The sequence below is a fragment of the Stutzerimonas nosocomialis genome (genome assembly GCF_005876855.1).
In the GTDB taxonomy this organism is placed as follows: domain Bacteria; phylum Pseudomonadota; class Gammaproteobacteria; order Pseudomonadales; family Pseudomonadaceae; genus Stutzerimonas; species Stutzerimonas nosocomialis.
The window spans coordinates 1-11,176 of sequence record NZ_QLAE01000062.1; the positions used below are offsets into that span (position 1 = coordinate 1).

Genomic DNA, 11,176 nt, shown 5'->3' on the forward strand with positions numbered 1-11,176 from the left:
CCTTCGATCTCAGCGATCTCGTCAGCGGGAGGCGAATCATACAGCGACCAGAATCGCTGTCAACCACCTCGTGAAGCTTTTCGACCGAACCGATCGAAACATGGAAGCGAGCAAGCCCGCCACCAACCAGCACTCCACCCTCAGGCTTCGCACCGCCTTCCAGCCACTCCTGAACTAATAACCCTTTGATTAACATCAGGTTTTTGCTCAGCTTCGCGCTGGAAGTGGTGCGTATTATAGGGAGACAAAAATCGAGGTCAACCCTTTTCTGTGAAATCGGGTGATTTAACGCTTATCCGGGCAAAAGCCTTCTTGCCGGCCTGACAGACATGGGTGCTCCCCACCTTAACCATGAAGGATCTGTCGACTACCTCGCCATCGACCTTCACGCTGCCCGCCCCTAGAAGGTCGCGCGCACCCGCAGCATTCTTGACCAGCCCCGCCTTGTTCAGCACCGAAGCGATGGGCATGTCTTCAACAGACAGCAACTCTATATCCGGAAGATCGTCAGGCAGCTCACCATCCTTCATCCGGTTGCCGGCCGAACGGTGCGCGGAAGCGGCCGCCTCTTCACCATGGCAGCGCGCAACCAGTTCCTCGGCCAGCTTGATCTTGATGTCACGAGGGTTGGCACCACGCTCGACATCAGCCTTGAAGCCCTCAATTTCCTCCATCGGCCTGAAGCTGAGAAGCTCGTAGTAACGCCACATCAGCGCGTCCGGCATCGAAACCAGCTTGCTGAACATCACGCCCGGCGCCTCCTGGATACCGACGTAATTGCCCAGCGACTTCGACATCTTCTTCACGCCATCCAGCCCTTCGAGCAATGGCATGGTGACGATGCACTGCGAAGGCTGCCCATAAGCGCGCTGCAGCTCGCGCCCCATCAGAAGGTTGAACTTCTGATCCGTCCCACCCAATTCGACGTCTGCCTTGAGCGCAACGGAGTCGTACCCCTGCACCAGCGGATAGAGGAACTCGTGAATCGCGATGGGTTGATTGGAGGAGTAACGCTGATCGAAGTCGTCGCGTTCGAGCATGCGGGCAACGGTGTACTGGGACGCCAGGCGGATGAAATCGCCCGGGCTGAGCTGATCCATCCAGGTGGAGTTGAACGCCACCTCGGTTCGAGCCGGATCCAGTATCTTGAAGACCTGAGCTTTGTAGGTCTCCGCATTTTCGAGGACCTGATCGCGCGTCAGAGGTGGTCGCGTGGCGCTTTTGCCACTCGGATCACCGATCATTCCGGTGAAGTCGCCTATAAGGAAGACAACCTGATGACCCAATTCCTGAAACTGGCGCAGCTTATTAATAAGGACGGTATGCCCCAGATGCAGATCGGGCGCCGTAGGATCGAAACCGGCCTTGATACGCAGCGGTGTACCACGCTCCAGTTTGGCAATCAGCTCGGATTCGACTAGTACTTCATCAGCACCACGCTTTATCAGCGCCAACTGCTCTGCTACCGATCTCATGACACGCCAACCCCCAAAAACAAAGGGTGTCAACCTTACAAGAACGGGCATGAATTACAAGTTTTGCAAAACCTGCCGATAGCCCTAATACCAGGCCAAGGGTTGCCTCTCGGTGACTTTGCTTATATTTTAGACAGTTATTTCCATGCACAAAACAATCGCCAGACGCCTCATGACCCAACCCGCAAAGAAAGCGCCGCTCTACCCCAAGAGCCATTTGCTGGCCGCCAGTGGTATAGCCGCGCTGCTCAGCCTGGCCTTGCTGGTGTTCCCATCGCGCGAAGTCGAAGCCAAAAAGACGCTCATCAATCTGGAACTGGATTCGGCCGCCGAACTGAGTCACGCCCAAACCGAGCAGAGCCTCCCACTGGATACAAGCGCTATCGAGCTTGAATCGCCCTTCCCCTCCATCGCGGTCGAATCCGGCCAAGTAGATGAAGAGCTGGAACTGGTCGCCGAAATCGAAGAGCCGATTGAAGATCCTCTTACCAAACAGATAGTGGTGGCCAATGGGGATACGCTATCGACGGTATTCGCAAAAGTTGGCCTGCCCTCCGCGGTCGTTCATGACGTGATTGCCAGCAGCAAAGAGGCCAAGCAGCTGACCCGCCTAAAAATTGGGCAGGAGCTGGAATTCAAGCTGACCGAGGAAGGCGGTCTTGCCAGCCTGAGCAGCAAGCTGAGCGATCTTGAATCCATCCGACTGGAAAGAACCGAAGACGGCTACCGCTTCGCAAAGGAGAAGGTCAAGCCAGAAGTACGCACGACCTATACCGGCGGCCAGATAGACAGCAGCCTGTTCCTTGCAGCCAGGCGCGCCGGGCTCACCCACAACCTGACCATGGACCTGGCCAACATCTTTGGCTATGACATCGACTTCGCGATGGACATTCGCAAAGGCGATACCTTCGAAGTCATCTATGAGGAAAAACTGGTCGAGGACAGGAAGGTCGGCACCGGCAATATCCTGGCGGCCCGTTTCACCAACCGGGGCAAGACCTATACCGCCGTTCGCTACACCAGCAAGGATGGTGTCAGCAGCTATTACACGGCAGATGGCGAAAGCATGCGCAAGGCCTTCATCCGCACTCCGGTCGACTTTGCCCGCATCAGCTCACGCTTTTCCAACGGTCGCAAGCACCCGATCCTGAACAAGATCCGCGCCCACAAGGGCGTCGACTACGCGGCCCCACACGGCACGCCGATCAAGAGCGCCGGCGACGGCAAGGTGATTCTGGCGGGACGCAACGGCGGGTACGGCAACACGGTCATCATCCAGCACGGCAACCGCTACCGCACGCTCTACGCTCACATGCAGGGTTTCGCCAAGGGCGTCCGCAACGGCGCGTCGGTCAAGCAAGGGCAGATCATCGGCTATATCGGCACGACCGGCCTGTCCACGGGCCCGCATCTGCATTACGAATTCCAGGTCGACGGCGTTCATGTCGACCCGTTGGGGCTGAAGCTGCCGATGGCCGACCCGATCGCCAAGAACGAAAAGCAGCGCTTCATGCAGATGAGCCAGCCGTTGATGGCCCGAATGGATCAAGAGCGAGCGACCATGCTCGCACTGAATCAGCAGTAAGCCATGCCCTTCTATATAGGCGTGATGTCCGGGACCAGCCTCGATGGCCTGGACATCGCGCTTATCGAGCACACCACTCGCCCTCTTCTCGTCGACACCCTCTATCTGCCGATGCCCGCGGACCTGCGCGAGGCGCTTCTGCAGCTGTGCTCCTCCGGCATGGACGAACTGGCGCGCGCAGCGGTGGCCGAGCAGCAGTGGGTCAAGCTGGCGGCGCAAGGCGTGGCGATGCTACTCGAGCAGGCCAAGCGCGCGCCCAGCGATATCCGTGCGATCGGCAGCCACGGCCAGACCGTTCGCCATGAGCCGCAGCGTGGCTTCAGCATCCAGATCGGCAATCCCGCCCTGCTCGCCGAGCTTACCGGAATCACCGTCGTAGCGGACTTTCGTCGCCGCGATGTGGCCGCCGGCGGTCAGGGCGCCCCGCTCGTACCCGCCTTCCACGAAGCGCTGTTCTCCGATCGCGCCACATGCCGGGCGGTACTCAATGTCGGAGGATTCAGCAACCTCACGCTGCTGTCTCCAGAGCGTCCCGTCTCCGGGTTCGACTGCGGGCCGGGCAACGTGCTGCTCGATGGCTGGATCAACCGTCATCGCAACCAGGACTACGACGACAACGGCAACTGGGCAGCCAGCGGAACCGTGCACGCCGGTCTTCTCCAAGCGCTGCTGGGCGACCCGTTCTTTTCGACCCACGGCCCGAAAAGCACCGGACGCGAACTGTTCAACCTGCCTTGGCTGGACGACCACCTGAGCGCCTTGCAGACCGAGATCAGCCCGGCTGACGTTCAGGCGACCCTTCTTGAACTCACCGCTCGCAGCGTGACCGAGGCACTGATCCTCGCCCAACCCGAAACCCGTGAGCTACTGGTCTGCGGCGGTGGCGCACGGAACGGTCAGCTGATGAAACGCCTGGGCGAGCTGCTGCCCGGCTGCTCGACAACAAGCACGGACGAACACGACCTGCCGGGAGACTGGATAGAAGCGATGGCCTTTGCCTGGCTGGCCCACTGCCTGCTGGAAGGCATCCCTACCAGCCGCCCGAGTGTCACCGGGGCGAGTGGCGAACGCCTGCTGGGTGCGATTTATCCAGCCTGAGCAAAGCAAAACGCCGTGACAGGCACGGCGTGATGGCAGCAGGATCCGCGAATCAAATAGAGAACGACTGGCCGCACCCACAGGTGGTAGTCGCATTGGGGTTCTTGATGACGAAGCGCGAGCCTTCCAGGCCCTCCTGGTAATCCACTTCCGCACCCGCCAGATACTGGAAGCTCATGGGATCGACCACCAGGCTGACTCCTTCTCGCTCGACGATCGTATCGTCTTCGGCAATTTCTTCATCGAAGGTGAAGCCGTACTGGAAACCCGAGCAACCGCCGCCGGTAACGAAGACGCGCAGCTTGAGCCGAGGGTTACCCTCTTCGTCGACCAGACTCTTCACCTTGCTCGCGGCACCTTGGCTAAACTGGATAGCGGTGGGCGTGAAGGACTCGACACTCATTTGGTTCTCCTGGCGCGGAGCGCCCTACTGCATTTGGCGCGCATTATCCGCTTACCTGACGAAACTGGTCAACTATTCGACCGACTCGACGCTGGCAGGCAGTTCGAGAGGGCGAGCTTCTTCGCGCAGATGGCAGAGCTTGCCTTCGACCTCTGCGCCCATCGCCATCTCCATCAGTCCATAGAACAGGTTACCGCGAACCCGGGCCTGGCTGCCCAGTTCCAGATGTTCCGCCGCATGGACGTCGCCGGTGACTTGCCCGTCGACTACCACATGCTGAGCGCGGATCTCGCCTTCGACCTGACCACCGTGACTGACCCGCACCAACCCGCCTGTCGTGATCAGGTTGCCGCAAAGGCGGCCATCGATCTGAACCGCGCCCTGGAAACGCAGATCCCCAGTCACTTCCGCATCGGCGGCAATCACACTCGTCTTGCCGCTGAAGCGCTGCAGGTCCGGCTTGGGTTTGGCTTTGTTGAACATGAAAACTGTCTACTCCTGATCGATCCATGGAAAGGTCCGCTCCAGCGCCTTGCTCTCGCCCTTGAGCTGAGCAACGACCTTGATCTGCCGAGGCGCGAAACCTTCTGGCAACTCGAGTTCTGCGAAGCGGCCTGCTGCCGGGATGGCCTGGAAATGCTTGAAGGCGAAAGGGATGCTGGGCTCGGCGTGCTCTTCGGACAGCGTGGCCAGGCGCAAGCTGACTTCTTTGCCAGCCTGCTGGCCGAGAACGCTGACCTGCAAGTTACCCTCAAGCGCGACATCATCCTTGCCTACCCGGCTGAGTAGCAGTTTGTAGCGGAAACGACGAGGATCGTCCGTGCCCTGGACCTCAACCGAGCGAACCCGCAGCCCGTCGCGACGGGAGGCAGGCGCCAGTACGCCTTTGTAGAAGGCCAGATCCTGCTGCAGCTTGAAGATCTGCTCTTCGAGCGCCTTGATGGTCTGCCTGTTCTGCTCGCCGGCCTGCTGATTGACCTTGTCGGCGCTGGCGACCACCACATAGCGTTGACGCAGCTGATCGAGCTCCTGCTGCTGCTCGGCGAGCTGGCGCAGCAGTTCACGCTGCGATTCGGCCAGACGCTGCGGATTGACCGAGGCCCAGTGAGCGCCCAGATAGTACGCCACCGGCACGGCCAACAGCAGCAGGCCGACCGCCAGCCACAGCCGCCGACGGACCCTGGGATCGCTCGGCCGAACTTCCCAACCGGACATCAGGGCAGCAACGCAGGGCTGCTCAGGCCTAGGCGTTCGTCGAGGCCGAAGAGGATGTTCATGTTCTGCAGGGCCTGGCCCGAGGCGCCCTTGACCAGGTTGTCGATCACCGAAAGGACGACCACCAGGTCACCCCCTTCGGGCCGATGCACGGCGATCCGGCAAATATTGGCACCGCGCACGCTACGGGTTTCAGGATGGCTGCCGGCGGGCATCACGTCGACGAAGGGCTCGTTGGCGTAGCGTTCCTCGTAGAGGCGCTGCACATCGATGCCGGTATCGGCGACCGTCGCGTAGAGCGTCGCGTGAATGCCGCGGATCATCGGTGTCAGGTGAGGCACGAACGTCAGCCCAACCGGCCCCTTGGCGGCGCGGCGCAGGCCCTGGCTGATTTCGGGAAGATGCCGATGCCCCTTGACCGCATAGGCCATCATGTTCTCGCCCGCCTCGGTGAACAGGGACCCGATCTTGGCCGCGCGGCCGGCGCCGCTCACGCCCGACTTGCAATCGGCGATCAGACGCGTGGCGTCCGCCAGCCCTTGCTCGAGCAGGGGCAGGAAACCCAGCTGCGTGGCAGTCGGATAGCAGCCCGGCACGGCGATCAGCCTGGCGCCCTTGATCCGCTCGCGGTTTACCTCGGGCAGGCCGTAGACGGCCTCGGGCAGCAGCTCGGGCGCGCCGTGTGGCTGGCCATACCATTTCGCCCACTCATCGGCATTCTCCAGGCGAAAGTCGGCCGACAGGTCGATGACACGGGTGCCCGCTGCCAGCAGCTCGCCGGCCAGGGCATGGGCGACACCGTGCGGCGTCGCGAAGAACACCACGTCACAGGCACCGAGGGTCGCGGCATCCGGCACGCTGAACGCGAGGTCATCGTAGTGGCCACGCAGGTTCGGAAACATGTCGCAAACCTTCACCCCGTCCTCGGAACGCGACGTGATGACCGCCACTTCCGCCTGCGGATGCTGAGCCAGCAGGCGCAACAGCTCGACCCCGGTGTAGCCTGTGCCGCCGACGATTCCGACCTTGACCATGCGCTGCCCCTCGTGAGATCCGTAAATCGGACGATGATAAAGCCGCCGACCGCTGCGGCCAACTGTCGGGGTGACGTGTCGGCCCACCGGCACTACTATCGGTACGAACTCGATAAGGACTCACTGCATGCTCTATCTCTGGATCAAAGCGCTTCATATCGTCGCCATCGTCTGCTGGTTCGCAGGGTTGTTCTATCTTCCCCGTCTGTTCGTCTATCACGCCGCCAGCGATGACGCCGTCAGCAAGGAGCGCTTCATCGTGATGGAGCGCAAGCTCTACCGGGGCATCATGCTGCCATCGATGATCGCCACACTGGTCTTCGGCATCACCCTGGTTTCGCTCAACCCGGCGCTGTTCAGCACCGGTGGCTGGCTGCACGCCAAGCTGACCCTCGTTTTGCTGCTGATCGGCTACCACCACATGTGCGGCGCGCAGCTCAAGCGCTTCGCCCGCGGCGAAAACACCCGCACCCAGACGTTCTATCGCTGGTTCAACGAAGTGCCTGTGTTCTTCCTGCTCGCCATCGTGATACTGGTGGTCGTCAAGCCGTTCTAACCCATTGCCCGAAAGAGGATCGTCAGCATGTCGCTCCCGCCGCTGCTCCAAGATCGCCTGCGCCTGCCCGTGGTCGCCGCGCCGATGTTTCTGGTGTCCAACCCCGAACTGGTGCTCGCCTGCTGCCGCAACGGCATTGTCGGCAGCTTTCCGGCATTGAACCAACGGGAGAGCAGCGGCTTCAGGCAGTGGCTGGACCTCATCGAGGAGGAGCTCAGTCACACCCCCGATGCCGCGCCCTATGCGGTCAACCTGATCGTGCACCACAGCAACCCCCGTCTTCAGGCCGACCTGGCCATCTGCGTCGAGAAAAAGGTGCCCATCGTCATAACCAGCCTCGGCGCGGTGAAGGAATTGGTCGATGCCGTCCATGGCTACGGCGGCCTGGTGTTCCATGACGTGACCACCAGGCGCCATGCCGAAAAGGCGGCGCAGGCCGGCGTGGATGGCCTGATAGCGGTCGCGGCCGGCGCGGGCGGTCACGCCGGGACCTGGAGCCCGTTCGCGCTGGTGGCTGAGATCCGGCAGTTCTTCGACAAGACCCTGCTGCTGTCAGGCTGCATCAACCAGGGACACCAGATCGCCGCGGCGCAACTGCTCGGAGCCGACCTCGCCTACATGGGCACCCGCTTCATCGCCACTGCCGAGAGCCAGGCGCAGACCGGCTACAAGGAGATGCTGATGCAGGCGCAGGCCGCCGACATCGTGCATACCGCGGCCGTCTCCGGTGTCCCCGCCAGCTTCCTGCGCCAGAGCCTGGAGCAGGCCGGGTTCGACCAGGAACGCCTGCAAGGCAAGGTCGCTATGGATTACGGCGCCAAGCTCAAGCCGGTCCGGGATGAAGCGAAAGCCTGGAAGACCGTCTGGTCCGCCGGACAGGGGGTGGGAAGCATCGACGACCTGCCCAGCGTCGCGGAACTGGTCGCGCGCCTCGATCGGGAATACCGCCAGGCCTGCAACGCCGCCACGGCCTTGGCGAGCGATCGGCCACGCTGAGAACCGTTCCCCATTCCGGGCAAACGCGATGGGGTTCTCGGCAGCGTCCGCTTGTCTTGCCGGAGCGCCAGCCATAGGCTGACCTGCTCCTTCCCCAGCCGTGACAGGGATGCCCCATGCAAGACACCCAATACAAAGTCGTTTTCAGCGGCGAGATCATGCCCGGCATGACGCTCGACACGGTGAAAGACAATCTGGTCAGGCTGTTCAAGAGTGATCGCAGCCGCATCGACGACCTGTTCGGCAAGGGGCCGGTGGCGCTCAAACGCGAGCTGCGCGAAGACGAGGCGGACAAATACCTCGACGCCCTGCAGCGTGCCGGCGCTCAGGCCCACAAGGAAATCGACTTCGCCGCCAGCCTGACGCTGGTCGACAGCGAGCCTGCGGGCGATGCCGAACCTACTCAGCGCCCGACGATGGAATGCCCCAAGTGCGGACACAGCCAACCCAAGGCCATCGACTGCAGTGCCTGCGGGATCGTCATCGAGAAATATCTGGCGCGCCAGGCGCTGCTCAAGGAGCAGGCCGAAGCGCTCACCGCGACAGTCGGCGCCCAGTCTGCGGTATCCAACGACTCACCACATGGTTCTGAGGACGGCAGCCAGCAACCGGACGGTGAACTCCAGCCCCTGACCCTCAGGGACCGCATCGGGCAATTGCTGTCCCGCCTGCCTGGGCGCTGATCGCACCGCTCGCCGCATGGGCGCCCGCCACGGTGGCGCCCGTACCGAGGTAAACGTACCACTCTGCTTGCCTCCTCCGCGACCGCCCGACTCAGCCCGCCAGCACGGTTCGTCCGTGGGCCCAACGCCGCAGGGCCGCCAGGTCCTCGGCCATGACGACCGACAGCGGCGACGTCGCGCGGATGCAATCCAGCAGCACCGCCTGATCCACACCGCGCTGCTGGGCCTGCCCGGCATACACGGCGCTGACCACCACCTGTTCGATCTCCGCGCCCGAAAAGCCATCGCAGGCGGCCGCCAGCTCCGCCAGGTCAAAGCCCTCCGTGGCCAGCTCGCGGCGCACCAGGTGAATGCGGAAAATATCCGCCCGGGTCGTCAGGTCCGGCAGATCGACGAAGAACAGCTCGTCGAACCGCCCTTTGCGCATCAGCTCCGGCGGCAGGCGGTCGATGGCATTGGCCGTCGCAACCATGAACACCGGCGCCTTGCGCTCGGCCATCCAGGTCAGCAGCGTCCCCAGTACGCGCTGGCTGACACCGCCGTCGAGCTCGCCCGTGGAAAGGCCCTTTTCCACTTCATCCATCCACAGCACGCAGGGCGCCATCTGTTCGGCGAGCCTGAGCGCCTCACGCAGGTTGCGCTCGGTCTCGCCGAAGAACTTGTTGTACAGGCAACCGAAATCAAGGCGCAGCAAGGGAAGCCCCCAGAGCCCCGCCACGGCCTTGGCCGCAAGGCTCTTGCCGCCGCCCTGTACGCCCACGAGCATGACGCCCTTGGGCAGGTCGGTACCCTGGCCCTTGAGGAAGGCATCCTGACGCTCGGCGAGCCAACGCTTGAAGTTGACCAGCCCACCGACTTCGGCAAAGCGGGCCGTGTCGTGCTCGAAGCCGAGCACGCCGTCGAGGTCGAGCAACCGGAACTTGGCGCTGTTCAGGTCCGGCAGGTCTTCCTGGGTGATCGCCCCGTCATTGAAGATCAGGTTGTGCGCCAGCCTCCTCGCTTCGGCGTGCCCCAGGCCCCGCAGGTTCTTGACCACCTGCTGCAGGGTCCGATTGTCGGTACGCACCCGGGCGCCCCGGTTCTGCTCGCTCCAGCGCGCCGCCTCGTCCCGCACGATGGCCAGCAGCTCGTCTTCGGTGGGCAGCGTCAGCGAGAAGCGTGCCGCCAGACGCTGCACCTCAGGCGGTAGTTTGAGCGCATGCGAGACCAGCACCAGCGTCGGCGCAGCGGCCTCCTGAGCCATGGCGATTTCCTTAAGCAGGCGGACCGCACGCGGCGTATCGAGGAAGGGATGCAGGTCGCAGAACACATACAGGCTCGCCTGGCGATCGTGCCGGACGAACCTCAGCGCGGCTTCGGGATCGCGCATGTCCTGTTCGTTCGGTGCCTCGGAGCCCACCACCAGATGGCGGAATCCATCGGTCACGGTCCAGGTATGCAGCGTAAGGGCACGCCGTATGGCCAGCGAGGAAAGCGTGTCGAGCACACGCCGTTCGTCCCAGGACTCGATGACCACGAGCTTGACGCGCGAGTCGAGCACCAGGCCCAGGTCGTGGATGTCGTTCTTCATCGATACCTCCTTGTAATGCCTGAGCCATGACGCCGCAGCGGCTCGCCTCGGCCAAAATCGGCCTGCTACACTTCGGGCTCACGCGACGGAGAACAGCATGGACTGTCTATTCTGCAGGATCGTGAGCGGAGAGATTCCGGCACGCAAGCTTTATGAAGACGATCAGGTCGTGGCATTCCATGACATCGCCCCGCAGGCACCGGTGCATTTCCTGATCATCCCCAGGAAGCACATCGCCACGCTGCATGACCTAAGCGAGGCGGACGACAAGGCGCTGGCCGGGCACCTGCTCTTCACCGCCCAGCGGCTGGCTCAGGAACAGGGCTGCGAGGAAGGCTTCCGTGTGGTGATGAACTGCAACGACCTGGGCGGGCAGACGGTCTACCACATCCACATGCATGTGCTCGGTCAACGGCAGATGCACTGGCCGCCGGGCTGACAGACCGGTCCCGCCCATTCACCCAAGGAGAGCCCATGCTCAGTCAACGCCACTATTCGCCAGCCGACCGTTTGCTGATGCAGGCGGACGCCGCGCTGCGTACGCTGCTTCCCTTCAGCGGC

General features: G+C 62.6%; 13 protein-coding genes and 1 pseudogene. 7 read left to right on the plus strand and 7 right to left on the minus strand.

Annotation, left to right across the window (positions count from 1 at the left end):
• Together DN824_RS22655 and tyrS are read right to left on the minus strand one after the other, a co-directional pair.
• On the minus strand, positions 1-196 hold a 196-nt coding region (locus DN824_RS22655), incomplete at its 3' end, for a hypothetical protein (protein WP_206666180.1).
• A gap of 61 nt (positions 197-257) precedes the next feature.
• A complete protein-coding gene (gene tyrS, locus DN824_RS21930; protein WP_138410441.1) occupies positions 258-1,475 on the minus strand; it encodes a tyrosine--tRNA ligase in 1,218 nt (405 codons plus the stop codon).
• 172 nt (positions 1,476-1,647) lie between these two features.
• On the opposite strand from tyrS, the gene DN824_RS21935 reads away from it, so the two are divergent.
• Both DN824_RS21935 and DN824_RS21940 read left to right on the plus strand, forming a co-directional pair.
• Positions 1,648-3,060, plus strand: coding sequence for a peptidoglycan DD-metalloendopeptidase family protein (locus tag DN824_RS21935; protein WP_174236554.1), 1,413 nt, complete (start codon positions 1,648-1,650; stop codon positions 3,058-3,060).
• Between the two features lie 3 nt (positions 3,061-3,063).
• Positions 3,064-4,158, plus strand: a complete 1,095-nt coding sequence (locus DN824_RS21940) for an anhydro-N-acetylmuramic acid kinase (RefSeq protein WP_138410442.1) — start codon at positions 3,064-3,066, stop codon at positions 4,156-4,158.
• Positions 4,159-4,210: 52 nt separating this feature from the next.
• On the opposite strand, the gene erpA is transcribed toward DN824_RS21940, so the two are convergent.
• The 4 genes from erpA to argC all read right to left on the minus strand — a co-directional run bounded on the left by erpA (position 4,211) and on the right by argC (position 6,810).
• Positions 4,211-4,561 carry an iron-sulfur cluster insertion protein ErpA gene (erpA, locus tag DN824_RS21945; RefSeq protein ID WP_138410443.1) on the minus strand — a complete coding sequence of 117 codons (351 nt, stop codon included), beginning with the start codon at positions 4,559-4,561 and terminating at the stop codon, positions 4,211-4,213.
• A 72-nt stretch (positions 4,562-4,633) separates the two neighbouring features.
• The gene (locus DN824_RS21950; RefSeq protein ID WP_138410444.1) at positions 4,634-5,044 is read right to left on the minus strand and encodes a bactofilin family protein; all 411 of its coding nucleotides are present in this window, start codon (positions 5,042-5,044) and stop codon (positions 4,634-4,636) included.
• Between the two features lie 9 nt (positions 5,045-5,053).
• Positions 5,054-5,776: a DUF6776 family protein gene (locus tag DN824_RS21955; RefSeq protein ID WP_138410445.1), complete on the minus strand. Its 723-nt coding sequence runs from the start codon at positions 5,774-5,776 to the stop codon at positions 5,054-5,056.
• Complete coding sequence (gene argC, locus DN824_RS21960; RefSeq protein ID WP_138410446.1) at positions 5,776-6,810, minus strand: N-acetyl-gamma-glutamyl-phosphate reductase; 1,035 nt, start codon at positions 6,808-6,810, stop codon at positions 5,776-5,778. Before argC ends, DN824_RS21955 begins: the two co-directional genes overlap by 1 nt.
• Before the next feature lie 127 nt (positions 6,811-6,937).
• Between argC and hemJ the strand changes: the two genes are divergently transcribed.
• From hemJ to DN824_RS21975, 3 genes are all read left to right on the plus strand, one after another.
• Entirely contained in the window at positions 6,938-7,366 is a 429-nt protein-coding gene (hemJ, locus tag DN824_RS21965) for a protoporphyrinogen oxidase HemJ (RefSeq protein WP_138410447.1), read from the plus strand.
• A gap of 27 nt (positions 7,367-7,393) precedes the next feature.
• Positions 7,394-8,362, plus strand: a complete 969-nt coding sequence (locus tag DN824_RS21970; protein WP_138410448.1) for an NAD(P)H-dependent flavin oxidoreductase — start codon at positions 7,394-7,396, stop codon at positions 8,360-8,362.
• 116 nt (positions 8,363-8,478) lie between these two features.
• Positions 8,479-9,045, plus strand: a complete 567-nt coding sequence (locus tag DN824_RS21975) for a hypothetical protein (protein WP_138410449.1) — start codon at positions 8,479-8,481, stop codon at positions 9,043-9,045.
• A gap of 91 nt (positions 9,046-9,136) precedes the next feature.
• Here the strand turns inward: DN824_RS21975 and DN824_RS21980 are convergent, their stop codons facing one another.
• Positions 9,137-10,615 (minus strand): AAA family ATPase, encoded by a 1,479-nt coding sequence (locus DN824_RS21980; RefSeq protein ID WP_138410450.1) that lies wholly within the window; start codon positions 10,613-10,615, stop codon positions 9,137-9,139.
• Between the two features lie 97 nt (positions 10,616-10,712).
• On the opposite strand from DN824_RS21980, the gene DN824_RS21985 reads away from it, so the two are divergent.
• Together DN824_RS21985 and DN824_RS21990 are read left to right on the plus strand one after the other, a co-directional pair.
• Positions 10,713-11,054 (plus strand): histidine triad nucleotide-binding protein, encoded by a 342-nt coding sequence (locus DN824_RS21985; protein WP_138410451.1) that lies wholly within the window; start codon positions 10,713-10,715, stop codon positions 11,052-11,054.
• Between the two features lie 35 nt (positions 11,055-11,089).
• A pseudogene (locus tag DN824_RS21990) lies at positions 11,090-11,176 on the plus strand (2-polyprenyl-3-methyl-6-methoxy-1,4-benzoquinone monooxygenase); the annotation flags it as partial.